Here is a 24,089-nt window from a genome sequence, read left to right as displayed (position 1 = left end):
ACTAGTGGGCAGTGGCGAGAGTCGGACGACCCGCACCGACATCCAGGGCCTCCGCGCCATCGCGGTCGCGATGGTGGTCGTCTATCACCTCCACCACCCGTTGCTGCCCGGCGGCTTCGTCGGTGTCGACGTCTTCTTCGTCATCTCCGGCTTCCTCATCACCGCCCACCTGCTGCACCGCCCGCCGCGGCGGCCGGTCGACCTCGCCGACTTCTGGGGCCGCCGGATCCGGCGGCTGCTGCCCGCCTCGCTGCTGGTCCTGGCGCTGACACTCGTCGCGGTGCGCCTCATCGGGCCCGACACCCAGTGGGAGCCCAACGCCGACGACGCCCGCGCGGCCGCGCTCTACGTCGTCAACTGGTCGCTGGCCGACCGGGCCGTCGACTACCTCGCCAGCGACAACGTCCCCACCGCCGTGCAGCACTTCTGGTCACTGTCGGTCGAGGAGCAGTTCTACTTCGGCTGGCCGATCCTCATCGGACTCGCGTTCCTGGCCTCGCGCCGCCTGCGCGTGCGCAGCGTCTACGTCGTCGGCGCGACGCTGTCGACGGTAGTGCTGGCGTCCTTCCTGTTCTCGGTCGAGCGGACGATGAACGACCCGGCGGCGGCGTACTTCATCACCCCGACGCGGATCTGGGAGCTCGGCATCGGCGGCCTGGTGGCCTTCGTGGTCAGCCAGCGCGAATTGCCGTTGCGCCACCCGCTCGTGCGTGCGGTCGGATCCTGGCTGGGACTCGCGGCGATGGTCGCGACCGGCTTCCTCTACTCGGGGGCAACCCCCTTCCCGGGCTATCAGGCGGCGCTGCCGGTGCTCGGCACGGCGCTGGTGATCCTCTGCCGCCCCGACGCCGACCTGCCGTTCAGCCCCGGGCGCCTCCTGGCGCTCGGACCGTCACGGTGGCTGGGCGACGTCTCCTACTCCGTCTATCTGTGGCACTGGCCGCTGATCGTCCTCGCGCCGAGCGCGCTGGGCCGCGACACCCGCTGGTTCGACCTGATCGGCATCGCCGCGCTGACGCTGCTCCTCGCCGCCCTGTCGGAGCGGTACGTCGAGCGCCCCTTCCGGTCCGGATCGCTCGGCCGCTACCGGCGCACCACTTACGCCGCCGGGCTCGCCGGCATGGCCGTCGTCGTCACGATGGCGACGGTGGTCATCCAGAGCGTCCAGGGCGAGGAGGCCGACGACCGCGAGCGGCTGGCCGAGGCGATCCGCGAGGGCGGATCCTGCTTCGGGGCGGCCGCACTCGAGCCGGGCGCCGACTGCGAGCCAGTGTCCTATGACGAGCTGCTGCCCGCCCCGGTGCTGGCGGCGAAGGACAAGTCGGAGGCCTACAAGGACGTCGGCGGCCAGCAGTGCTGGTCCTTCACGCCCGAGTTCCCCGACCGGCCGTGCACCTTCGGCGACCCCGACGGCGACGTCACGATCGCGCTCGTCGGCAATTCCCACGCGGGCCACTGGCTGCCGGCGCTGCAACGGGTCGCCAGCAACCGCGGCTGGCGGGTCGACACCTACCTGGCCTCGCAGTGCGCGTTCTCCGCGATCGCCCAGAACTTCCAGACCGACGACTACAGCCAGGCCTGCCTCGAGTGGGTGGAGCGGACCGCCGAGCAGATCGCCGAAGCCCAGCCCGACCTGGTGGTCACCTCCAACCGGGTCTCGGTCCGCGCGGCCGAGTCGAGCGACCTCGCCAGCTCCCTGCCGCTCTACGCCGACGGGTTCCGCAGCGTCTTCGACACCCTCCTGGCCGCCGACGTGCCGGTGCTGGTCATCCGGGACACCCCGGCCACCGGCATGGCGACCCCGACCTGCATCGCCGATGCGGGCGAGGACTACGCGGAGTGCGACGGCACCCGCGCCGACTGGCTGCCCGCCGACCCGTCGACGGACGCGGTGACCGCGGTCGGCGACCCGCGGCTGCGGCTGGTGGATATGACCGACCACATCTGCGACGGTGAGGTGTGCCGGGTCGTCAACGGCGGCGTGATCACCTACTTCGACGCCTCGCACCTGACGGCGACCTACGCCCACACCCTCGGGCCCTACCTCGCCGCGCCGCTGGAGCGGATGCTGGCGCAGGCCCGGGGCGGGACCCAGGCCCGGACCCCGGACCAGCCGAGCGGAGAGGGATGAGATGACCGAGCAGCAGGAGCGCCCTCGCTTCAGCATCGTCAGCGCCGTCTACGACGTCGCGCCCTACCTGCCCGACTTCATCGCCTCCATCGAGGCCCAGGACTTCGACCTGTCCCGGGTCGAGGTCGTCATGGTCGACGACGGCTCGACCGACGAGTCCGGCCGCCTGCTCGACGAGTGGGCTGCCCGGCGGCCCGATCTGGTGCGGGTGGTGCACCAGGAGAACGGCGGCCAGGGCGCGGCGCGCAACCGCGGCATCACCGAGGCCCGGGGCGAGTGGATCACCTTCCCCGACCCGGACGACGTGCTCGAGCCGCCCTATCTCAAGGTCGTCGAGAAGTTCCTCGTCGCCCACCCGGACGCCGCGATGGCCGCGACCAACCGGCTGCTGTGGCAGGAGGGCCGGGGCGTGATCCTCGACCGGCACCCGCTGAAGTCGATGTTCGTCGGCAGCCCGGTGGTCGACCTGTCCCGCAGCCCGGAGCGCTTCCACGGGAGCTCGCCGGCCTCGTTCTTCTCCCTCGACCGCATCCGCGAGCACGACCTGCGCTTCGACCACCGCGTCCGGCCGAACTTCGAGGACGGCCACTTCAACTGCCGCTACCTGTTCACCTACGACCACCCCGTCGTCGGCTTCCTGCAGGGCGCGATATACCACTACCGCAAGCGCGAGGACGCCAGCTCGACGCTGCAGACCGCCGGCCTGCACCCCGGCCGCTACACCGCCGTCCTCGAGCACGGCTACCTCGACGTGCTGCAGCGGGCGACCGAGCGCTACGGACGGGTGCCCGACTGGGTCGCGGTCTACCTGCTCTACGAGCTCGCCTGGTATCTCGCCTCGCCCGACCCCAAGTCCGGCCCGCGGCCGGTCGACGGCGAGCTCGCCGAGAGCTTCCACCGACTGACCGCGCAGATCCTCGCGCAGATCGACGTGCCGGCGATGACGCCGTACCTCCCGCCGTCCGTGCCGCGGCCCGCGCGCCTCGCCCTCGAGCACGGCTATGACGCATCACCCTGGCGAGCGCCGGCGATCGCGCTCACCGAGCTCGACACGACCCAGGAGGTCGTGCGGGCCAGCTATCTCTTCACCGGCGACCTGCCGGAGGAGTCGTGGCGGGGCAACGGTGACGAGATCGAGCCGCTGCACGCCAAGGTCCGCGACTGGACCTACTACGGCCGTCCGCTGATCCGCCAGCGGATCGCCTGGCTGCCGGCAACCACCTCTCTGGAGCTGCGCCGCGACGGGCGACCGGCCGACATCGTCTATGGCGCCGAGCCCGAGAGCGTGCGGGTCGCTCCCCCGGGCCAGCTGCGCTGGTGGCTGAGCGCCGAGTCCGACCGCGCCCGCGAGGAGGTGCCCGAGCCACTGCGGATCCGGCGCCCCGTCTCGCGGCTGAGCAAGGTCGCCCAGAAGCTCTATCTGCGCCCCCGGGTGCGGGCGAAGTACGCCGACGCGTGGGTCTTCGTCGACCGCGTGCACGACGCGGCCGACAGTGCCGAGATCCTCTTCCGCCACGTCCGCGAGCACCATCCGGAGATCAACGCCTGGTTCGTGCTGGAGAAGGGCGGCAAGGAGTGGGACCGCTTCCGCGCCGAGGGCCACGGCGACCGGCTGGTGGCCTACAAGTCGCTGGAGTGGCGGATGCTGATGGCCCACGCCCGGCACCTGCTGTCCTCGCACGCCGACGCGGCGATCGTGAACCCCCGACCGGTGACGGAGTTCGCGCCGCCGAACTGGCGCTTCCACTTCCTGCAGCACGGCGTCATCAAGGACGACCTGTCGTCCTGGCTGGACCCCAAGAAGCTCGACACCTTCGTCGTCAGCACGCCGCAGGAGCTGGCCTCGATCGCGGGCGACCACACGTCGTACGTCTTCACCACGCATGAGGTCGCGTTGACGGGCCTGCCGCGCTTCGACCGCCTCAAGCAGGTGGGTGAGCGCTTCCCCGTGGACAAGCGCGACCTGCTGCTCGTGGCGCCGACGTGGCGCAACGGACTGCTGCCGCCGATCATCGAGGGGTCGCAGCGGCGCGAGCTCGACCTGTCGGTGCTGCAGAGCACCTTCGTGCAGGAGTGGCTGGGCTATCTGCGCGACGAGCGCCTCGCCGAGGCGTGCGCGCGCCACGGCCTGACACTGGGCTTCCTCCCGCACCCCAACCTGCAGCCGCTGGTCCCGCACCTCGACCTGCCGGCGCACGTCACGCCGCTCGCCTATGAGGGTCAGGACCCGCAGGAGCTCTTCGCCCGGGCCCGGGCGTTCGTCACCGACTTCTCGTCGGTCGCCTTCAACGCCGCCTACCTCGAGCGTCCGGTCGTCTACTTCCAGTTCGACGCCGATGTGGTGCTCGGCGGTGGCCACGTGGGGCGCGGCGGCTACTTCCAGTACGAGCGCGACGGCTTCGGACCGGTCGCGGCGAGTCTCGACGACGCGGTGGCTGCGACCGTCCGGACGCTCGACCACGGCGCGGCGCCGATGGCCGACTACCAGGCGCGGATCGAGGCGACCTTCCCGTTCCGTGACGGCGGCAACTGCGAGCGGGTCGTCGAGCGGGTGCGCTTCACCGAGCGCAACCAGAGCCGGCTGCCGGCCGTGCCGACGCCGCTCCCGCCCGACTGACGCTCCTCGACCACCAGAGGTCAGGAGCGACGCAGCCGGCGCTTGGCACCCGCTGCCTTGGCGCGGGCGAGGCCCTTGACCGTGGCACGCTGCTCGAGCTCGGCGATGCGGGCGTTGGCCTTCTCGAGCTTCTCACCGCGGTTCTTGGCGATGCGATAGAGCTCGCCGATGCGACGGCCGAGGACGGCCTCCTGCTCGCAGGCGTTGAGCGCCTCCTTGGTCCACGGCTCGGCGTTCTCGGTCTTGGTGAAGTCCCAGAGGTGGCCGAAGCGCTCGAAGTCGGCGGCGTAGATCTTCTCGATCCGCTCCTTGATGCCGTTGGCGTAGAGCGCGCCGATCGGACGCAACGGCGTCGGGTTGGCGCGCGGCAGCGGGATGACCGGGCGCCCGACGGACTCGAGGTGGGCGGCGAGGTCGGCCTGGAGCTGCTTCATCTCGCTGATCTCGTAGATCCGCGTGTAGGGCACCGAGTCCTCGGCGAGCATCTCGACCTGGTCGCGGAAGTGGGCGTCCTTGGCGCGCAGCCAGTGCGGCGGGTCCTGCTCGCACAGCTCGACGAACTTCGCGAAGTCCTCGATGACCGTCTCGGCCGTGAGGGGGTGGCGCGGATACCACCACTCCTTGGACCAGCGGTGGCTGAACGGGGTCTCGATGAGCAGCTTGTTCTGCCAGGCGGAGAAGAGCCGCAGCCGGGGATCGCGGACCACCGCGAAGACGAACCAGCCGTTGTCGGGGTGGATCTGCGCCCGCTGCTCGGCGTCGAGCGCGTCCAGCCGCGGGGACACCTTCCACAGGTCACGATTGTGGATCGGCTCGGAGTCGTCGATGTAGGGCTGCGGCCCGGCCCGGAAGCCGTCGAGGTCCTCGCCCGCGAGCTCGGCCATCATCCACTTCAGGCTGGTGCACGCGTTCTTGTTGAGCGACTCGAAGACGACCTTGGCATCGGGGGCGAGGTAGGTGCGCCAGACCCCGCCGGGCACCTGCTTGAGTCCCGTCAGCATGGCGTCGGACGCGCCCTGATCCTGCGTCGTCTCCTGCTCGGTCACCGGGTCAGCATAGGAGATGGAAGAGGTGCGTCATGCACCCGCGTTGCGGCGGAAGACCCGCTCCAGGCCGCGCAGCGTGAGCCACGGCGCGTGGTCGGTGAAGCAGCGGCACTCGTCGACGACGAGCGGGGCGAGGTAGCCGGTCGCGACGACGGCCACGTCCTCGGGGTCGCAGCCCAGCGACTCCGTCAGCCGCTCGACCATGCCCTCGACCTGGCTGGCGACGCCGAAGACCATGCCGGACTGCAGTGCCTCGACGGTGTTCTTGCCGATCACCCCGCGCGGTCGCACCAGCTCGACCATCCGCAGCTGGGCACCACCCCGGCTGAGCGCATCGAGGGAGATCTCGATGCCGGGCGTGATCGCGCCTCCGACGTAGCGCCCCTGCCCGTCGATCACGTCGAAGGTCGTGGCCGTGCCGCCGAAGTCGACGACGATCGCGGGGCTCGGGTAGTCGGCGGCCACCGCCAGCGCATTGACGATGCGGTCGGTCCCGACCTCGCGGGGGTTGTCGACCACGATCGGCACGCCGGTGCGGATGCCGGGCTCGACGATCACGCGGGCCACGTCAGCGAAGTGGACGGCGAGCATCTCGCGCCACGCGTTGAGGACCGACGGGACCGTCGCACAGACCGCGATGCCGTCGACGTCGCCCTCCCTGTCTCCCAGCAGGCCGCGCAGCAGCACGCCCCACTCGTCGGCCGTGCGGTGCTCGTTGGTCGACACCCGCCAGTGCGCATCCACCTCGCCGTCCTCGATGAGCCCGAGGACGGTGTGCGCATTGCCGATGTCGGCGGCGAGCAGACTCATCCAGCGCCTTGGGGGGTCTGGGGGGCGGAGCCCCCCAGTCGGGGGTCCACGGGGGCGGAGCCCCCGTGTGTCCGGAAGTCCAGACCGAGGTCGAACACGTCGACGGAGTGGGTGAGCGCGCCGACGGAGATGAAGTCGACGCCGGTCTCGGCGACCTCCCGGGCGCGCTCGATGGTCAGGCCGCCCGATGCCTCGAGGGTGGCCGCACGTCCGGCGTCCGCGTTGATCCGCACCGCCTCCGCCATGTCAGCGGTGCTCATGTTGTCGAGGAGCACCTCGGTGCAGCCGGCGGCGAGCACGGCCCGCAACTCGTCGAGGTCCATCACCTCGACCTCGACCCGCAGACCCGGGTTGGCCGCCACGACCGCCCGGTAGGCCTCCACGACCCCGCCCGCGGCGACGGCGTGGTTGTCCTTGACCATCGCGCGGTCCACGAGGCTGAACCGGTGGTTGGTGCCGCCGCCACAGCGCACGGCGTACTTCTGCAGCGCCCGCCAGCCCGGCAGCGTCTTGCGGGTGTCGAGCACCCGGGCGCCGGTGCCGGCGATCGCATCGACCCACTGCGCCGTCGCGGTCGCCACCCCCGAGAGGTGGGAGGCGAAGTTGAGGGCGGTGCGCTCGGCGGTGAGCACGCCCTGGACCGGCCCGGAGACCGTCAGCACGACGTCACCCGGCGCCACCCGCGTGCCGTCGGGCACGCGGCCGGTCACCTCGACCGTGTCGCCGAGCGCTTGGGCGAAGGCGAGCTCGGCGATCGCGAGTCCTGCCACCACACCCGGCTCGCGTGCCGCGAAGTCGGCGACCGCGTGGCCCATGTCGGGCATCGCCGCGCTGGTGACGTCGTCGACCCCGCCGGGCAGGTCCTCCTCGAAGGCCAGTGCGACGTGCTCGTGGATCGCCCGCGGGTCGAGTCCCGCGTCGGTGATCTCGGCGACGAGCGCGGCCGGGAGGGCGTCGTACGGCGTGCGGGCGATCATCGGTCGTCCTCGTCTCGAACCTGGGTCTCGTGACGACCGTCGCCGGCCTCCTCGACCACCAGGCCATCGGTCGCGGGTGAGGGGCTGAAGGCCACCGTGGTGACCCCGTCGGCCATCCGGACGTCGAAGTGCCCCGCCCAGTGGGCGTCGTCGCGCTCGCCGAAGTCCTCGCGCCAGTGGGAGCCGCGGGTCTCCTCGCGCAGGGCGGCCGCGTCGGCGAGGGCGGCGCTGATCGTGAGGAGGTTGGTGGCCTCCCAGGACGACTGGTCGACCGACTCGGCGCTGCGGCCGGCCAGCTTGTCCAGCACGACCGACGCCTCGGCGAGACCCGGCGCGTTGCGCAGCACGCCGACGCGGGAGGACATCGCCTCCTGCAGCTCGCGGCGCACCCCACCGGAGACCAGCCCCTCGGTGCGCACGTCGGTCGCCGACTCGCGCCAGGCGGGCAGCTCGGCGGGCAGCACGTCGGCGATCCGGCGGGAGAAGACGAGACCCTCGAGCAGCGAGTTCGACGCGAGCCGGTTGGCGCCGTGGACACCCGAGCAGGCCACCTCGCCGGTCGCATAGAGGCCCGGCAGGTCGGTGCGCCCGAACAGGTCGGTGCGCACGCCGCCCGACGCGTAGTGGCAGGCCGGCGCGACCGGGATGAGCTGGGTGACCGGGTCGACCCCGTGCGAGCGGGCGGTGGCCAGGATGGTCGGGAACCGGCGCTCCCAGAAGTCCGCGCCGAGGTGGCGGGCGTCGAGCCACATGTGCGGGAGCCCGGTCTCGAGCATCCGCTTCATGATCGCCTTGGCGACGACGTCGCGGGGTGCGAGGTCGGCGAGCTCGTGGACACCCTGCATGAAACGGACGCCGCCCTCCTCGGGAAGGCCGTCGACCAGGAAGGCGCCCTCGCCCCGGACCGCCTCGGAGATCAGCGGCTGCTGGCCCCGGGAGTCGGGGCCGAGATACATGACCGTCGGGTGGAACTGCACGAACTCCAGGTCGCGCAGCGTCGCGCCCGCACGCAGCGCGACCGCCATCCCGTCGCCGGTGGAGACGGACGGGTTGGTCGTCTGGGAGAAGACCTGCCCCAGACCGCCGCTGGCCAGCACCACGGCCCGGCAGTGCACGGCACCGACGCCGTCGCGCTCGCCCTCGCCGATGACGTGGAGGGTCAGGCCGGCGACACCGGTCGCGCCCGTCTCGTCCTGGCCGAGCAGGAGGTCGACGGCCAGTGCGTGCTGGATGACCTCGATGTCGGGCGCGGCCTCGATGGCCGCGATCAGCGCCCGCTGGATCTCCGCACCGGTGGCGTCGCCGCCCGCGTGCGCGATCCGGTCGCGGTGGTGTCCACCCTCGCGGGTCAGGGAGAGCTCGCCGTCGTCGGTGTGGTCGAAGTTGGTGCCGAGCGCGATCAGCTCGCGGACCGCCTCGGGACCCTCGTTGACCAGGACCCGCACGGCCTCGAGGTCGCAGGCGCCCGCGCCGGCGACGAGGGTGTCGACCTCGTGCTCCTCGGGGGTGTCGCCCGGACCGAGGGCCGCGGCGATCCCGCCCTGCGCCCACTGGGTGGAGCCCGCGGCGAGCACGTCCTTGGTGACCACCAGGACCTTGTCGACCTTCTGCCGCAGCCGCAGCGCAGCCGTGAGCCCCGCGATCCCGGATCCGACGATGACCACGTCGGCGCGTGTCGTCCAGCCCGGCCCGGGGGCGGTCAGGCGACCGGGCAGGCGGCGTACGGCGGCGGGCACGTCAGGCATCCGTGCAGGCTATCGACAGTGCTCGCGGCAGCGTTCTCGGCAGGCTGCTCAGCGGCCTGCGGCGACGTCGCCGCGGGACAGTGTCGGGTCGCCGAAGGTCTCGGCCGGGTCGAAGCCGGTGGCCATGATCTTGTTGTCGGCGTCGACGAAGACGACGTGCGGCTGGTACTCCTTCGCCTCCTCGGTCGTCATCTGGCCGTAGCCGATGAGGATGACGAGGTCGCCGGGGTGCACGAGACGGGCGGCGGCACCGTTGATGCCGATCACGCCGCTGCCGCGCTCGCCCGCGATCGTGTAGGTCTCCAGGCGCGCGCCGTTGGTGATGTCGACGATGTGGACGAGCTCGCCGGCCAGCAGGTCGGCGGCGTCGAGCAGGTCCTCGTCGACCGTGACCGAGCCGACGTAGTGCAGGTCGGCCTGCGTCACGGTGGCGCGGTGGATCTTGGACTTCATCATGGTCCGGAGCATCTCTGTCCTCACTTCGTTCGGACCCGGGCTTCGCCCGGAAGGCTGGGTGCCGCTTCGCGGCGCTGACTCTCTGTTCCGAGCAACCAGGCTCGCTTCGCTCGCGGTTGCCCGGGCTCGCTCGTTCCTCGCGAGCGAGTGCTCATCATCAGGAGGCACCTCCGAGGGTGATGGCCAGGTTGTCGATCAGACGGGTCGTGCCGACCCGGGCCGCGATCAACGCACGCGCCTCGGTGCCGGGCGCGGCGTCCTCGGGGAGCTCGGTGAGCCCCGGCGAGAGGATGGTGAAGTAGTCGAGGTCGACGCCCTCGGCCTCGCGCAGCTCGGCCCGACCGGCGGCCAGGGCCTGCGCGAGTCCCTCCGCCGCACCGGCGGCGCGGGCGGCGTAGAGGACGCGGCTGAGGGCCACGGCCCGACGCCGCTCCTCGTCGCCGAGGTAGCGGTTGCGGCTGGAGCGGGCCAGGCCGTCGGGCTCGCGGCTCGTCTCGGCGCCGACGACCTCGATGCCCAGGCACAGGTCGCCGACCATGCGCCGGATCAGACTGAGCTGCTGGAAGTCCTTCTCGCCGAAGATCGCGACGTCGGGACGGACCAGGCCGAAGAGCTTCGCGACGACCGTGAGCACGCCACGGAAGTGACCGGGCCGACTGGCTCCCTCGAGGAGATCGGCGATCGGCCCCGGCTGGACGGTGACCGCGTTGGACGCCGTGTCCGGGTGCGGGATGCCATCGGGATACATCTCTTCGACGACGGGCGCGAACACGACGTCCACACCCTCGGCACCCGAGAGCTCGAGGTCGGCCTCGAAGGTGCGCGGATAGCGGTCGAGATCCTCACCGGCGCCGAACTGCAGCGGGTTGACGAAGATCGAGACCACGACGGTGCCGTCGGCGCCCGCGCGCTCGCGGGCCAGACGCATCAGGGAGGCATGGCCCTCGTGCAGGGCGCCCATCGTCGGCACCAGCACGAGCGGGCCACCCGCAGCCCGCTCGGTGAGCAGGCTGGCGAGGTCGGACCGGCTGCGCACGACGGCCGGCAGGGTGGTCGTGCTCACTGCTGGTCGACTCCCGGAGTGGCCGTGCGCAGGAAGCGCGCCTCGAAGCGGGCGCGCTGGTCGCTGCCGTCGTAGGCAGCGAGCACCTCGGCCATGCTGCGGGCCCGGATCGGGAGGAGCCGGCCGTCGGTGACGGCGCGGTCGAGGGTGGCCCACGCCATCGCGACGTACGACGCCACGGTGTCGGGTGCGTTGCGGGAGATGTCGCGCAGGTGGGCGGCGACGGTCTGGACGTCGCCACGGACGATCGGCCCGGTCAACGCCGCATCGCCGTGGGCGAGCGCGTTGTCGAGGGCGGCGTCGAGCAGGGGGCGCAGCGTGCCGGCGGGGTCGTCGACGCCAGCGGCGGAAAGCAGGCCCATGGCCTCGCTGACGAGGGTGACCAGGTGGTTGGCGCCGTGGGCGAGACCGGCGTGATAGAGCGTGCGCATCTCCTCGGGCACCCACGTGGCGCGGCCGCCGAGGTCGGTGACGAGCTGCTCGGCGAGCGCGCGCTCGTCGGTGTCCGCGGTGAGACCGAACACGCAGCCGCTCGGGGGGGCAGCCAGCCGCTCCAGGTCGACCGCGGTGCCGGTGAAGGTCATGGCCGGGTGCAGCGCGATGATCCGCGCACCCACGGCAGCGGCGGGGGCGAGCACGGCGAGGCCGTGACGGCCCGACGTGTGCGCGACGACCTGGCCGTCGTGGATCGCCCCGCTCGCGGCGAGGACCTGGACCACGTTGGGCAGCATGTCGTCGGGGACGGTGAGCAGCAGCAGGTCGGCCTCGCGGGCGACGTCGCTCGGCTTGCGCAGCGGCACGCCCGGCAACAGGTCCGCCGCGCGGCGGCGCGAGGCGTCGGACTCGCCGGCAGCGGCGACGACGGTGTGGCCCGCACGGCGAAGGCCGGCGGCCAGGACGGCACCGACGCGACCCGCGCCGACGACGCCCACCCGGTAGTGGTGGGTCATGCGCTGAACCTCTCGTTCCCGTCCCTCCGACCACTCCCCGTGGGGAGCCGGTGTGGGTACCGGACGTTGTGGATTCCGGTCCGGAAGGCTCCGGACCGATGTCAACGGTACGCCTGTGGGCCGAGTGCCGAAAAGGGTCGCCACCCGTGGGACAGGTCACACGGGCTCGGCGCTCCGAGGCGACGGGTGGCAGCATGCTCCGCCGTGGGGGACAGGTCGGATCGGAGGGGCGGCGAGACCACCACGCCCGCGCCCCCGGCCGCCCCCGAGGAGCGGTGGATCGGCATCGGCCACCGTGCCGACGTCCAGGGCATCCGTGGCGTCGCGGTCGCGATCATCCTGCTCGCCCACGTCGGGCTCCCGGGTGCGGCCGGCGGGGCGGTCGGGATCGACCTGTTCTTCGTGGTGTCGGGCTTCGTGATCACCGCCGTGCTGCTGGAGGAGCTGCACCGCTCGCGGACGATCTCGCTCCCGACCTTCGTGGCCCACCGGGCCCGCCGGATCCTGCCCGCCGCGACCGTCGTGGTCGCGGCAACCGCGCTGGCCTGCTGGCTCTGGTATCCCGTCACCCGGCTCTCCTCGGCGCTCGACGACGCCCTGTCCGTGCTCGCGTTCGTCGCCAACTACCGGTTCATCCGCGAGGAGACCGGATACGTCGCGGCCGAGGCGCTGCCCTCTCCCTTCCAGCACTTCTGGTCGCTGTCGGTCGAGGAGCACTTCTACGTCGGCTGGCCGCTCGCGCTGCTCGCGGTGCTGCTCCTCGCCCGTCGCCGCCCCACCCGGGCCCGGCACGGCGCGATCGCCGTCGGGCTGGTGATCCTGGTGGCGTCGTACGTCATGTCGGTGGTGGTCGCGACCAGCTCGGCGCCGACCGCCCACTACGCGAGCCACACCCGCGCGTGGGAGCTGGCGGCGGGATGCCTGGTGGCCCTCCTGCTGCCGACCTGGCGCTCGCTCTCGCCCCGCGTCGCCGCCGGCGCCGGCTGGCTCGGCGCCGGGGCCGTCGCCGGCACGGTCGCGGCGTACGGCGCGTGGACGACCTTCCCCGCCTGGGCGATCGCGGTGCCGGTGGCCGGCTCCGTGCTCGTCATCGTCGCGGGCACGACGCTCTCGTCCGGCCCGGTGGCACGCGTCCTGTCGATCGCCCCCCTGCTCCATCTCGGGCGGATCTCCTACAGCCTCTATCTGTGGCACTGGCCGCTGCTGGTGCTCGGACCGCTCGCTCTCGACCGCCCGCCCTCACTCGGCCTGGGCCTGCTGCTCCTCGCCGCCGCCCTGCCCCTCGCCCACGTGACCTACCGGTGGGTCGAGCACCCGGCACGGACCTCGGCCTTCCTGCGGGCTCGAGCCCGCCGCGGCATCGCGGCGGGCGCCGCCCTGTCCGCGACCGCGCTGGCCGTCGTCCTCGGTCTCACCGCTCTCACCGCGCCGGCCACGTCGACCCCGGTCGACGCCTCGACGGTCCCGCGGGTCGGCGACCTCGCCACGCTGCGCGCCGAGCTGCTCGCCGGGCTGCAGACGCAACGCGTGCCCGACGACGTCCTCCCCGCACTCGAGCGGATCGCCCTCGACGGGCCCGCCACCTACGGCGACGGCTGCAACCTCGACTACGCGGACGTCGAGCCGCCGGGCGAGTGCGGCTACGGCAACCCCGACGGCCCGACCGTCGTGCTCCTCGGCGCCTCCCACGCGGCGCAGTGGTTCCCGCCGCTGCGCTCGCTCGCCGTGTCCCGCGGCTGGCACCTCCTCAACCGGACGAAGGTGGCCTGCACGCCCGCCGCGGTGCGGATCGGGACCACCCAGCACGCCGGGGAGTACGTCGAGTGCCGCACCTGGCGGGGCGTCGTACTCCGTGAGATCGAGGAGATCGCCCCGGACCTGGTCATCGTGACCGGCGCCGACGCCGCGCCGCTCCTGGGCCACGGCAAGGAGGGCGGCGCCACCGAGTGGGCCGCCGCCTGGGTGCAGACGGTGCGGCGGCTGCAGGCGGCCGCGGACGAGGTGGTCGTGCTGGGCGACACACCCCGGACCTTCGCCGACCTGAGCGCCCCCGACTGCCTGGCGCTGCACCGCGACGACGTGCCCGCATGCGTGCGCACGAGCGTCTATGCACCGCCGGCGCGGGACCGGCGCGAGGCCGCGCACGCGGCGCTGGCCGGGCTGGCGGGCGTCGAGGTCGTGGACACCGAACCGTGGTTCTGCGTGGACGGACGGTGTCCGCTGATCGCGCGCGGGCTGCAGGTCTATCGCGACGCGCACCACATCAGCACGGCCTTCGCCTACTACCTCTCGCCCGTGCTCGAGGACGTCCTGCCGCGCGTGGGCGTGCGGAGGGACGAGCCCGTGGGGCAGCTGCCCTGACCGGTCCTTCGGCGAGACCGCGGGGGCGACGCTCAGACCCGGGTCACACCGCGCGGCGGCGGGTGCCCTCCTGGGCGGTCGCGGCGGCCTGCCACTCGGCGCGCAGGACGTCGATCTCGTGCTCCAGCTCGGCGACCCGGACGACGGCCTGGGTGGCCCGCTCGTCGGCGGCGGCGAGGCTGCGGCGGGTGGTGGCGAGATCGGCCTCGGTGCGCTCGGCCCGGTCGCGGGCGTCGCCGAGGTCGCGGCGGGCCTGGGCGAGCTCGCCCGCGGCCTCCGTCAGGCGCTTCTCGAGGCGGGAGATCGTCGCGTCGCGACGGGCGACCTGGCCGGTCATGTCGGAGGCGAACTCGACGTTCTCGGCGGTGCGGGTCGCGGTCAGGTCTGCGTAGGCGCGCGCCTGCTCCGCCCGGTCGCGGGCGGCGGCGGTGCGCGAGTCGATGAGCTCGGTGTGGGTGATGCGGGTCGCGGCGGCACCCAGCACGACGGCGAGGGCCGCGGCGCCGGTGATGAGCAGCACGGAGCCCGAGGCAGCGGTCGCGGCCACGACGGCAGCGGCGAGCACGAGCAGGACGACAGCGACCACCACGCGGGTGGAGCGCTGACGGCGACGACTACCGGCCGCGCCACTGCCAGCAGGGCTGGAGGAGCGGGGCGTGGAACTGCCGACTGGGGACGTCATGACGTCACGGTAGGCCTCGGGCGGGCTGCCACGCGGACGACACGCTCGTCACACCCGTCACATCCGTCCCACGAGCCGGTCCCGGATCAGCCTGCGCCGTCCTCGGAGCCCGGTGTGCGACACGCCCGCTCGAGCAGCAGGGCCAGCCCGGCGGCGACAGCAGCAGCCCCGGCGGCGAGGAACGAGCGGATCATCCGGACGTCGGCCTGCTCCGCGGGGTGCCCGATCCAGCTCAGGGCATAGCCGAGATAGGCGCCGGCGACCAGCGAGCCGGCCAGCGCGCAGGCGCGGGCCAGCACCAGCCGGTTGACCGCCTGGTGCGACTGGAGCCGCTCGCGTCGTACGTGCACGGCGCGGTGGGTCGCCCAGGCGACGTAGCCGATCATCGCCGCCAGCAGCACCAGTGCGAGCGGTTGGGCCGGCGTCACGAGAGGCGGGACGACGTCCAGGCGCTCGCAGAGCGGACGGACCGCCCAGCCGACGACCAGGCCGACGACGGCCCAGCCCAGCAACGAGAGCGGCGGGGTGGGCTCCAGGGCCCCCCGGGCGGGCTCCTGCGGATCCGGATCAGGGTCCGCCGGAACCTCGCGGCTCACTCGAACCCGAGCTCCAGGTCGTCGCGGCGGGTGACACCGTCGGCGCCGGCCTTGGCGAGCAGGTCGGCGATCGGCCCCAGGCCGGGGAACTCGGCGTCCGGCTCGAGGTCGGCCCACGGCTGCAGCACGAAGGCGCGCTCGTGGGCGCGCGGGTGCGGCAGCCGGAGCTCGGGCTTGTCACTGCGTCGGTCGCCGACGGTGATCAGGTCGACGTCGAGGGTGCGCGGAGCGTTCTTGACCTTGCTGCGCATCCGGTCGAAGGCGTCCTCGATGGCCAGGGCGCGGTCGATCAGACGGTGCGCGGAGAGCGTGGTGTCGGCGAGCACGACCGCGTTGAGGAACGGCTGCGCGTCGTCGGGGCAGTCGACCGGATCGGTCTCATAGACCGGCGAGACGCCGGTGACCCACACGTTGGGGGTGTCGGCGAGCGCGTCGACGGCACCCTGCAGGTTGGCGAAGCGCTCCCCCAGGTTGGATCCCAGGCCGAACACCACCCGGCGGATCGGACGCATCTCGCCGGTGAGCGTGTCAGCGTCGATGATGTTCGGGTTCGGGGTCTCGGTCATGCTGGGCCCTCTGCCTTTCCGGTTCGCTCGCCGGCCGACGCCTCGCGGCGGCGGGTGATGGTGAGCTGTACGTCGGCGAACGTCGCCTGGATCGGCGCATCCGGCTTGTGAACGGTCACGCGGGTCCATTCAACACGACCCTCCAACAGAACGACATCCGCGATCCGCTGGGCGAGGGTCTCGATGAGGTCGACCGGGTCGCGCTCGACCGCCGCCTTCACGCTGTCGACCAGCGTGCCGTAGTCGGCCGTGTCGGCGAGGTCGTCGGAGGCGGCCGCGGCTCGGGTGTCGACGCCGAGGACCAGGTCGATGACGAAGACCTGGCCGTCACGTCGCTCGTGGTCGAACACGCCGTGGTGGGCGAAGCACTCGACGCCGGTGATGCTCAGCTCGTCGACCATCACGCGTCACCTCGGCTTCCGTGCTCGACCGGCACCGCCCGATCGGCGCCGTCGCTCCCCCACTGTGCCGCAACGGCCAGCGCATCGCGATGGGCGCGCACATCGTGGACGCGCAGGCACCAGACGGGCGCGCCGCCCAGACCGGCCGCGAGGAGGGCGCTGAGCGCCACGCCCGCGGCCTCGCGCTGGTCGACGGGCCGCGGTGGCGACCCGTCGCCCCCGCCGGCAGCGGGGTCACCCTCGGCCAGCAGCCGGCCGAGGAACGTCTTGCGGCTGGCGCCGACCAGCAGCGGGAAGCCGAGATCGGCCAGGACGTCGAGCCGGCGCAGCAGCTCCCAGTTGTGGTGCGGCAGCTTGGCGAAGCCCAGGCCCGGATCGAGGACCAGCTGCTCGTCGGCCACGCCCGCCGCCCGGATCGCCGCCACCCGGTCGGCGAGCTCGGAGCGGACCGCGGCGACGACGCCGCCCTGCTCGTCGTACGACGTCAGCTGCTGCATGCGGTCGCTGTGGGCACGCCAGTGCATGGCGACGTAGGTGACACCGGTGCGCGCGACGACGTCGAGGATCGCAGGGTCGGCCAGACCACCGGACACGTCGTTGACGATCCGCGCGCCGGCCGCGACCGCCTGCTCGGCGACCTCGGCACGCATGGTGTCGACGGACACCGTGGCGCCGTCGTCGGCGAGCGCCTCGATGACCGGGAGCACCCGGTCGAGCTCGTCGGCGAGCAGCGGCCTGGTCGCACCGGGCCGGGTGGACTCTCCGCCGACATCGAGGATGTCGGCGCCGGCGGCCAGGAGCTGGCGAGCGTGCGCGATGGCGACGGACGGGTCGAGGAAGCGGCCGCCGTCGGAGAAGGAGTCGGGGGTGACGTTGACGACCCCCATCACCAGCGGCACCGCACTCATGCGGCTGAGGCTATCGCCCGGGCCCGCGTCGATTCAGCGCCCGGGCCCGCGCCGGTCGACCCAGCGCTGGCGCAGCGACCGCCGCGGGGAGGGGAGCTCGATGCCGGTCAGGTGGTGCACGAAGCGGCGGTAGAAGGCCGGCGTGTAATGGAAGGGCGCCGGCCCCCACTGGTGCTCGGTGGTGGCGAGGAGCTCGTGGTCGTCGTAGGTCCAGAACTGCTCGGGCGTCAGGTCCTGCGCCATCCGGGCGTAGGCGCGCTCGAGGAACTCGTTGGAGCGCCGGATCCGTTGGGGGCCGTAGAAGGCGGGGAACTCCGCGCCGGGCCCGTCGAAGGCGGTCGCCCAGCGGACGCGGTTGATCCGGACGCGGTCACGGGTCCCGGTGGCGTCGAGGACCTCCACGAAGCGGCCCCAGGCCTCCTCCCACAGATCGAAGAACTGCTCGCTGTTGGGCCGGACGACCTCCCACCCGGAGATGTCGACGCCGGCCGCGGCGAACTCGCTGGATCGCGTCACCAGTGCGCCACCCGGCTCGCGGAGGAGGGCGAACCGCTCGTCGATGCAGTCGAGGACCAGCAGGTCGAAGTCAGCGGTCTCCAGCCACGGGACGAAGGCCTTCTCCAGGTCCATCGCCACGACCGAGCGCTGGAAGGCCGACGTGATGGCCGAGAGGTCCAGCCCGTGGACCGGTGTCGGGCACAGGGCGCTGGCGAGGCCGCTGCGCGCGAAGTAGCGGTGTGGCTTGCCCAGCACGTCCTCGTGGATGCCGAAGGCGTCGCGCGAGACGCAGCTGCCGAGGATCGCGACTCTCATCGGCCCTCTCGGATCAGGGCGAGCTCCTGCGCCAGGGTGACCTCGATCCCGGCCTGCCGGCGCACGCGCGCCGCGGCGGCCGCGGAACGGCGCTGGAAGTCGTCGGGATCGGCATGGAGCTCTGCGATCGCCCGCGCCAGCGCGCGGTGGTCCTCGGGAGGCGCCAGGAAGCCCTCGGTCTCGCTGACGAACTCCGGCACCGCCGCGACGGCGCTGACGATCGGGACCAAGCCGGAGGCCATCGCCTCGTCGCGGGTGACGCCGTGGGTGTCGGACCGGCTCGGGATCAGCATCACCCCGTGGTCGGCGTGCAGGGCCGCGATCTCGGCCTGCTCGAGGTAGCGACGCTCGATCGTCACGTTGGGCAGGTCGCGCAGTGGAGCCAGCGTCTCGTCGAAGAGCGGACCGTCCCCGACGAAGTGGAAGGCGAGCTCGTCGAACCACGGCTCGTCGACCAGGTCGAGGACGGCGGCGACCGCGAGGTCGTTGGCATAGATCCGCGTCGTGTAGGGCCGGATTGACAGGATGCGGTGACGCTGGTCCGGCGCCTTCTCGCGATGGCGGAAGACGTCGGTGTCGATCGGGTTGGGCAGGACCGTGAAGCGCTCCTCGGCCAACGTCCGCTGCAGGTCCTCCTGCACCGTCTCGGCCAGGTAGTGGGAGGGGAAGACGAAGTGGACGTGCGGCCCGGCCTCGTCGAGGACGCGCTGCCAGAACGCGACCCGGCGGGCGCTGGTGGCCGCGGCGCGCTCGGGGACCTCACCGGGGTAGTTGGACATCCGGCGCGACAGCGGCTGGATCTCCGAGCCGTGCACCCACACCAGCACCGGGATCTCGGGGCCCACGCTGCGGATGACGCTCCACATGTCCTCGTCCAGGGCGTGCACGAGGATCCGGCGATGGCTCCCGGAGGACAGGAGCGAGGCCAGCCGATCGGTGTCTCCCCGCATCACGTCGACGCCCTCGAACTCGGTGTGGAGCACGGGCTTCCCGGACCGGTGCCGGAAGACGTCGACGGTGAGACCAGCCCGCTGGTAGCGGCGGACGCGCGCGTGGACGAAGGCGTTGCGGTAGAGGTCGCCGTAGGAGGGGTACTGGTTGGTGACCAGCAGGGTGTCGCCCCGCATCAGCCCGTCAGGGGCGTCGAAGGGCCAGGACGTCAGGTGCACCGGCGACACCGTCGCGCGGCCCGGGCCGGTCACGCGCCAGCCGATCGTCGCGGAGACGGCGCCCTCCGGGACGGGCACGACGTGGTTGGCCCCCGGGCCGTGGACGGTCGCCCCGAGGCTCTCCCCCGAGCACGCCCTGAACCGCAGCACCAGCGCCACGTCACCGTCGCCCTCGGCGCGGAAGCCCAGGCGGGCCACGCGGTCGGGCCACACCTCGCTGATCTCGAGCGGTCGCGAGCCGACCAGCCACGACGACTCCTCCTCGCCCAGCTGCGAGGTGATCGTCATCCAGTCCCGTGCGTTGTTGATCGTGACGGGGGCCTCGCCCTGACCGGCGCCCGGGACCGGCTGGAGTTCCGCCGGCAGCACGACCAACGACGGCTCCAGCGAGCGGTCGACCTCGACGCCCTCTGCGACCGCGGTGATCTCGGAGAGATCCAGCCCCTGGTCGATGGGCAGCCACGAGCCGCAGGTCGCCGCCGACGGATTGCCGACGCCGGCCTCGCAGTAGTCGAAGCGGTGGACGGCGAATTGGTCGAAGGACGTGTCGACCGGCCGGTCCGCCAGCAGGTCAGCGGCCGGCATCCGGGCGGCGGCCGCTGCCGCGACGAGTCCCCGGCGCAGTCGCAGACCGGTGACCGGGACGTAGGAGGAGCCCGTCTCCTCGACCGCTGCCTCACTCCCGTCGGCGCGGAAGCGGCGGTCCTTGCCCACGACGTCGGCGTCGCCGTACGTCCGCGCGTCGGCGAGGTCGCGGAGGTAGTGGTCGCCGTACCAGTCATCGCCGTGGAAGAGCGCGACCCCGGCAGCCTCGGGGCCGGCCAGCTGGCCCAGCGTCATCCCGTCGAGTCGCGCGGGCTCCACCGTGCGCAGCCCTGCCCCGGCGGCCCAGTCGGTCACGTCGGCGGCGGCCGTGACGACCACGACCTCGACGTCGACCTCCCGCTGGGCAGCGGCGAGGCCCGCGCTCCGGCGTACGACGTCGCGGTCGTCTCCCACGACCGCGACCGCGACCTTCGGGCGAGTCAGCACGAGGGGCTCACCGGTCACGGTCGCGACGACCGCGGCCAGCCGGTGGGCGTAGGTGTGCTCGCGCAGCACCTTGCGCAGCCCCAGGGCACGCAGCCGGTCGGTGGTGTCGGGGTCGGCGACCAGCTCGGCGAGCGTCGACCGCATCAGGCTCTCCGAGTCGGACATCGGCACGAGATCCCCGAAGAACAGCTTGATCGCTCGCGAGTGGTTCGACACGGTGACGGTGTTGGACGCGAGCAGCTCGTAGACCCGCCGGGCGAACATGCTGCGTGAGGACTTCACCGAGTTCAGGTTGAGGCCGAACCGGTAGCCCTTGTAGGCGACGTCGATCTCCTCGGGCTGCAGCGTGCCGACGATGTGACGCTGGTACTCCTCGGGGAACTGGGCGGTCGGCACGGTGGTGCCGTAATTGCGGTCGAAGATCTCCACAGGCATGGTCGCCGCCGCCGCCGAGACCAGGGACCGGAGGTCGCGCATCCGGTCGGTGTAGGCCGGGTAGTAGGCGCCGGCGAAGGCGAGCGCCTCACGGCGAACACCGATCTCCACGGGGTTGTGGACATGCGGCTGGGCGGCGAAGGGCAGCAGGTGCGCGCGATCGTGGCCCAGGCGCAGCCGGTACTCGGCCACCCGGTCGATGTCGGAGGTGAACACGACGTCGGCCTCGGCCGCCACCGGGAGGAACCGCTCGAAGTGGACCGGGTCCTCCTTGTTCCAGAAGACCGTCGGCACGCCGTGCTCGCGGCACCAGGCGAAGATCCCCTGCAGCTCGGGCACCAGCTGCGGGACGGTGTTGTGCCAGGCCCCGTCGTGGCCGCGCCATGCCGACTCGACGAAGAGGAGGTGGGGCTGGAAGCGGTCGAGCTCCTCCTGCCAGCTCGCCGGGGTCAGGTTGAGCAGCTCGCACTCGGGGTCCAGCGAGTGACGGGTGAAGTCGTCGACGATCGCGGCGACCCGCAGCCGCTCGCCGCTCGCCACTGCCTCACCCAGCCGCGTCCCCGCTGCAGCGGCCGCATCGGCCCGGGCGCGCAGGACGTCGGGATCGTGGCCGCGCCACGAACCGAACGTGACGGGTCGTGCCCACTCCGGCGCGGACGGGACGCCGTTGCCACCGGCCTGCTCGTCGGGTGCACCGACCGCGGCGGCCTGGGACAGGGCGGCGGCCCGGGAGCCCGACAGGCGGCGGCGTACTCCGCGCGCCCGGGACTGGAGGCGGAAGGCCCGGCTGTCCTCCAGGTCACGGAGACGGTCCTCGAGGGCGGCCACCTCGAGCTTGAGCTCATCACGGCGCTTCTTCGCCTTGGCCAGGTTGGCGTTGCGGTCGCGCAGCCGCTCGGTCAGGTGGGCTGCCTTGTCGCGAGCCTGGTCCCGCTCGTCCTGGAAGCGAATCGCCTCCCTGCGGACCCGTTCATAGGCCTGCCGGGCGTTGCGGAGCTCCCACTCGAGGCCCCGTCCGTCACCTGCATCGGGGTCGACTCCGTCCCGTCGCTCACCCGAACCAGCAGTCATCTCGGTGGGCTCCCTTCCCGTCCGATCGGCACCCCCGCCGAAGTGTAGGGTGGCACGCCACGGGTCTCGGTGCGGTGCCGCCACTGCGTCCCTCGCCGCACGCACGACCGCCGGAAAGAGAGCCTCACCGTGTCGTCACTCCGTGGTCGCTGGGCGCCGCTCGTCGCCCTCGCCATCACCGCAGCCCTCCTGGCCGTCGTGATCGCCGGCTCCGACGACCGGGCGCTCGCCGTGGGCCTGGCCCTCGTCGCACTCGGCGTGGCCGCCAACCTCTGCCTGCTCGTCCACCTAATCGGGCGCATCAACCGGATCGACCGACAGGTCGACCGCGCCCACACCCGCCTCGGCCGCCAGCGTCGGATGCTCGACCGCGCCGATCGTCGTCTCGCCCAGACCCGCAAGGCGGTCGCCGGCGTTCGCCAGGCCCAGCGCGTCGACCGGGACGCGCGCGTCCTGGGCAATCGCGCGATGCTGGGCCAGATCCAGGAGACCGTGCGGCTCTTCACCTCCATCCCGACGACGGCCCAGGTCCCGACCATGGGCGGCTGGGCAGCCTCGGCCGATCTGGTGGGCGCGCTGCTGGACGAATTCATCGAGCGCCGGCCCGCCCTCGTCGTCGAGTGCGGCAGCGGGGTCTCGACCCTGTGGCTCGCCCTCGCCGCCCGTCAGCACGGCATCCCGACGCGCATCGTGGCGCTCGACCACGACAGGGAGTTCGCGGCGAAGACCCGCGTCACGCTCGCCCGACACGGCGTGGCCGACCACGCCGAGGTCCGCGACGCTCCGCTGGGTCCGGTCACCGTCGGCGACCGCGAGTGGACCTGGTACGACGCCACGGCTCTCGCCGGCCTCGAGGACATCGGCCTGCTGTTCGTCGACGGTCCGCCGACCGCGGTCGGCGAGCACGCGCGCTTCCCCGCCCTCCCGCTGCTCGAGGACCGCCTCGCCAGGCGTTGCAGCATCGTCCTCGACGACATGATCCGCACCGACGAGCAGGAGGTCGCGCAGTTGTGGCACGACCGCCACCCGGACCTCGAGCGGACCGACCTCCGGCTGGAGAAGGGCGCGACGGTCTTCCGCCGCGGCTGAGCCGGGCGGCCACCGATCCGCTCAGCGGGCCGCGAGGAACCCCACGGTGACGTCCGCGATCCGCTCCCCCGCGCGGCCGTCCCATAGCGGAGGTACGGCGCCCTCCCGCTCCGCGCGCGCGGCGACGGCCTCGCGATAGGCGGCCAGCAGCGACTCGGGCGTCACCAGCCGGTTGGTGCCGTGGGTGATGGTGACGGGCCGCTCGGTGTTGGGACGCAGGGTCAGGCAGGGGACGCCGAGCACGGTCGTCTCCTCCTGCACGCCGCCGGAGTCGGTGATGACGGCGGCACTGCCGCGCACCAGTCCGAGGAAGTCGCGGTAGCCCAGCGGGTCCGTCGCGGTGACGCGCGGGTGCTCGAAGAGACCCGACGCCTCGAGCCGGGCGCGGCCGCGGGGGTGCACGGGGAGCACGAGGTCGAGCTCGTCGGCCACATCGCGCAGCGCGGCCACGAGGGGGGCCAGGGCGGCGGGGTCGTCGACGTTGCCGGGCCGGTGCAGCGTCACGACGCCGTAGTGCTCCGGCAGCCCGAGCTCGTCGGCCTTGGCGCGGGCGTCGAGGTGGGGGAGCTGGCGCAGCAGGGTGTCGATCATCGGGTTGCCGACCAGGTGGATCCGGTCGGCCGCGACGCCCTCGGACGCGAGGTGTGCGATGGCGTCCGCGCTGGTCGCCAGCAGCAGGTCGCACAGCCGGTCGGTGACGACGCGGTTGATCTCCTCGGGCATCGTCCAGTCGAAGCTGCGCAGGCCGGCCTCGACGTGGGCGATGGCGATGCCGAGCTTCGCGGCGACCAGGCTCGCGGCGAGCGTCGAGTTGACGTCGCCGTAGACCATGACGAGGTCGGGACGCTCGGCGAGCATGACCTCCTCCAGCGCCGTCATCATGGCGGCGGTCTGGGCGGCGTGCGATCCCGAGCCGACGCCGAGGTTGACGTCGGGATGGGGCAGGCCGAGCTCACGGAAGAAGACGGCCGACATGTTGTCGTCGTAGTGCTGGCCGGTGTGGACCAGCAGCTGCCGCATTCCGCGCGCCGCCAGCGCGTCCATGACCGGCGCGGCCTTCGGGAAATTCGGCCGGGCGCCGGTGATGTGAAGTACGAGGGGTGGCATTGTTTCCTCTGCGTTGTCAGCCGGGCTGGCATCGGTCCAGAACACGAGCATCCGGGAGTGCATC

The 24,089-nt window shown here is 72.7% G+C and carries 19 protein-coding genes; 4 read left to right on the top strand and 15 right to left on the bottom strand.

Translation table 11 applies throughout. The features are described from left to right. Nucleotides 1-4: 4 nt before the first annotated feature. Both E9934_RS11205 and E9934_RS11200 read left to right on the top strand, forming a co-directional pair. Nucleotides 5-2,131, top strand: coding sequence for an acyltransferase family protein (locus E9934_RS11205; RefSeq protein WP_136562972.1), 2,127 nt, complete (start codon nt 5-7; stop codon nt 2,129-2,131). Nucleotide 2,132: 1 nt separating this feature from the next. After that, entirely contained in the window at nt 2,133-4,748 is a 2,616-nt protein-coding gene (locus tag E9934_RS11200) for a bifunctional glycosyltransferase/CDP-glycerol:glycerophosphate glycerophosphotransferase (RefSeq protein ID WP_136562971.1), read from the top strand. A gap of 20 nt (nt 4,749-4,768) precedes the next feature. Here the strand turns inward: E9934_RS11200 and E9934_RS11195 are convergent, their stop codons facing one another. The 7 genes from E9934_RS11195 to E9934_RS20250 form a co-directional block, all read right to left on the bottom strand. Further along, nucleotides 4,769-5,794 carry a sulfotransferase family 2 domain-containing protein gene (locus tag E9934_RS11195; RefSeq protein ID WP_136562970.1) on the bottom strand — a complete coding sequence of 342 codons (1,026 nt, stop codon included), beginning with the start codon at nt 5,792-5,794 and terminating at the stop codon, nt 4,769-4,771. 30 nt (nt 5,795-5,824) lie between these two features. Further along, a complete protein-coding gene (locus E9934_RS11190; protein WP_136562969.1) occupies nt 5,825-6,604 on the bottom strand; it encodes a type III pantothenate kinase in 780 nt (259 codons plus the stop codon). Then, nucleotides 6,601-7,581 (bottom strand): carboxylating nicotinate-nucleotide diphosphorylase, encoded by a 981-nt coding sequence (nadC, locus tag E9934_RS11185; protein ID WP_136562968.1) that lies wholly within the window; start codon nt 7,579-7,581, stop codon nt 6,601-6,603. Before nadC ends, E9934_RS11190 begins: the two co-directional genes overlap by 4 nt. Beyond that, a complete protein-coding gene (locus tag E9934_RS11180) occupies nt 7,578-9,326 on the bottom strand; it encodes an L-aspartate oxidase (RefSeq protein WP_136562967.1) in 1,749 nt (582 codons plus the stop codon). The genes nadC and E9934_RS11180 overlap by 4 nt, the downstream gene beginning before the upstream one ends. 48 nt (nt 9,327-9,374) lie before the next feature. Next, entirely contained in the window at nt 9,375-9,794 is a 420-nt protein-coding gene (gene panD, locus E9934_RS11175) for an aspartate 1-decarboxylase (RefSeq protein ID WP_136562966.1), read from the bottom strand. 145 nt (nt 9,795-9,939) lie between these two features. Beyond that, on the bottom strand, nt 9,940-10,845 hold the full coding sequence (panC, locus tag E9934_RS20255; RefSeq protein ID WP_238694906.1) for a pantoate--beta-alanine ligase: 906 nt from the start codon (nt 10,843-10,845) through the stop codon (nt 9,940-9,942). Beyond that, a complete protein-coding gene (locus E9934_RS20250) occupies nt 10,842-11,795 on the bottom strand; it encodes a Rossmann-like and DUF2520 domain-containing protein (RefSeq protein ID WP_238694905.1) in 954 nt (317 codons plus the stop codon). Before E9934_RS20250 ends, panC begins: the two co-directional genes overlap by 4 nt. A gap of 204 nt (nt 11,796-11,999) precedes the next feature. Between E9934_RS20250 and E9934_RS11165 the strand changes: the two genes are divergently transcribed. After that, on the top strand, nt 12,000-14,156 hold the full coding sequence (locus E9934_RS11165) for an acyltransferase family protein (protein ID WP_158294984.1): 2,157 nt from the start codon (nt 12,000-12,002) through the stop codon (nt 14,154-14,156). A 43-nt stretch (nt 14,157-14,199) separates the two neighbouring features. On the opposite strand, the gene E9934_RS11160 is transcribed toward E9934_RS11165, so the two are convergent. The 7 genes from E9934_RS11160 to E9934_RS11130 all read right to left on the bottom strand — a co-directional run bounded on the left by E9934_RS11160 (nt 14,200) and on the right by E9934_RS11130 (nt 21,829). Next, nucleotides 14,200-14,838: a hypothetical protein gene (locus tag E9934_RS11160; protein ID WP_238694904.1), complete on the bottom strand. Its 639-nt coding sequence runs from the start codon at nt 14,836-14,838 to the stop codon at nt 14,200-14,202. A gap of 86 nt (nt 14,839-14,924) precedes the next feature. Then, complete coding sequence (locus E9934_RS11155) at nt 14,925-15,434, bottom strand: DUF3180 domain-containing protein (protein WP_238694903.1); 510 nt, start codon at nt 15,432-15,434, stop codon at nt 14,925-14,927. Continuing rightward, nucleotides 15,431-16,000, bottom strand: coding sequence for a 2-amino-4-hydroxy-6-hydroxymethyldihydropteridine diphosphokinase (folK, locus tag E9934_RS11150; RefSeq protein WP_136562964.1), 570 nt, complete (start codon nt 15,998-16,000; stop codon nt 15,431-15,433). Before folK ends, E9934_RS11155 begins: the two co-directional genes overlap by 4 nt. Beyond that, nucleotides 15,997-16,401, bottom strand: coding sequence for a dihydroneopterin aldolase (gene folB / locus E9934_RS11145; protein ID WP_136562963.1), 405 nt, complete (start codon nt 16,399-16,401; stop codon nt 15,997-15,999). Before folB ends, folK begins: the two co-directional genes overlap by 4 nt. After that, nucleotides 16,401-17,309, bottom strand: coding sequence for a dihydropteroate synthase (gene folP / locus E9934_RS11140; protein WP_238694902.1), 909 nt, complete (start codon nt 17,307-17,309; stop codon nt 16,401-16,403). The genes folB and folP overlap by 1 nt, the downstream gene beginning before the upstream one ends. Nucleotides 17,310-17,342: 33 nt before the next feature. Then, on the bottom strand, nt 17,343-18,122 hold the full coding sequence (locus tag E9934_RS11135; protein WP_136562962.1) for a DUF6270 domain-containing protein: 780 nt from the start codon (nt 18,120-18,122) through the stop codon (nt 17,343-17,345). Then, nucleotides 18,119-21,829: a glycosyltransferase family protein gene (locus E9934_RS11130; protein ID WP_136562961.1), complete on the bottom strand. Its 3,711-nt coding sequence runs from the start codon at nt 21,827-21,829 to the stop codon at nt 18,119-18,121. The genes E9934_RS11135 and E9934_RS11130 overlap by 4 nt, the downstream gene beginning before the upstream one ends. Nucleotides 21,830-21,958: 129 nt before the next feature. Here E9934_RS11130 and E9934_RS11125 point away from each other — a divergent pair, with 129 nt between their 5' ends. Beyond that, nucleotides 21,959-22,918, top strand: coding sequence for a class I SAM-dependent methyltransferase (locus tag E9934_RS11125; protein WP_136562960.1), 960 nt, complete (start codon nt 21,959-21,961; stop codon nt 22,916-22,918). Nucleotides 22,919-22,939: 21 nt separating this feature from the next. Here the strand turns inward: E9934_RS11125 and wecB are convergent, their stop codons facing one another. Next, nucleotides 22,940-24,088: a non-hydrolyzing UDP-N-acetylglucosamine 2-epimerase gene (wecB, locus tag E9934_RS11120; RefSeq protein WP_238694901.1), complete on the bottom strand. Its 1,149-nt coding sequence runs from the start codon at nt 24,086-24,088 to the stop codon at nt 22,940-22,942. Nucleotide 24,089 lies beyond the last annotated feature (1 nt).

The sequence above is a fragment of the Nocardioides caeni genome (assembly GCF_004912195.1).
Taxonomy (GTDB): domain Bacteria; phylum Actinomycetota; class Actinomycetes; order Propionibacteriales; family Nocardioidaceae; genus Nocardioides; species Nocardioides caeni.
Note: the sequence above shows the minus strand (reverse complement) of the source record. Positions and strands in the feature narration are given on the sequence as shown.

Coding starts and splice junctions, on each gene's coding strand:
- folK (WP_136562964.1), bottom strand. CDS start 16,000: ATGACCGAGACCCCGAACCCGAACATCATCGACGCTGACACGCTCACC.
- E9934_RS11200 (WP_136562971.1), top strand. CDS start 2,133: ATGACCGAGCAGCAGGAGCGCCCTCGCTTCAGCATCGTCAGCGCCGTC.
- E9934_RS11135 (WP_136562962.1), bottom strand. CDS start 18,122: ATGAGAGTCGCGATCCTCGGCAGCTGCGTCTCGCGCGACGCCTTCGGC.
- wecB (WP_238694901.1), bottom strand. CDS start 24,088: ATGCACTCCCGGATGCTCGTGTTCTGGACCGATGCCAGCCCGGCTGAC.
- panD (WP_136562966.1), bottom strand. CDS start 9,794: ATGCTCCGGACCATGATGAAGTCCAAGATCCACCGCGCCACCGTGACG.
- E9934_RS11180 (WP_136562967.1), bottom strand. CDS start 9,326: ATGCCTGACGTGCCCGCCGCCGTACGCCGCCTGCCCGGTCGCCTGACC.
- E9934_RS11190 (WP_136562969.1), bottom strand. CDS start 6,604: ATGAGTCTGCTCGCCGCCGACATCGGCAATGCGCACACCGTCCTCGGG.
- E9934_RS20250 (WP_238694905.1), bottom strand. CDS start 11,795: ATGACCCACCACTACCGGGTGGGCGTCGTCGGCGCGGGTCGCGTCGGT.
- nadC (WP_136562968.1), bottom strand. CDS start 7,581: ATGATCGCCCGCACGCCGTACGACGCCCTCCCGGCCGCGCTCGTCGCC.
- folB (WP_136562963.1), bottom strand. CDS start 16,401: ATGGTCGACGAGCTGAGCATCACCGGCGTCGAGTGCTTCGCCCACCAC.
- folP (WP_238694902.1), bottom strand. CDS start 17,309: ATGAGTGCGGTGCCGCTGGTGATGGGGGTCGTCAACGTCACCCCCGAC.
- E9934_RS11160 (WP_238694904.1), bottom strand. CDS start 14,838: ATGACGTCCCCAGTCGGCAGTTCCACGCCCCGCTCCTCCAGCCCTGCT.
- E9934_RS11130 (WP_136562961.1), bottom strand. CDS start 21,829: ATGACTGCTGGTTCGGGTGAGCGACGGGACGGAGTCGACCCCGATGCA.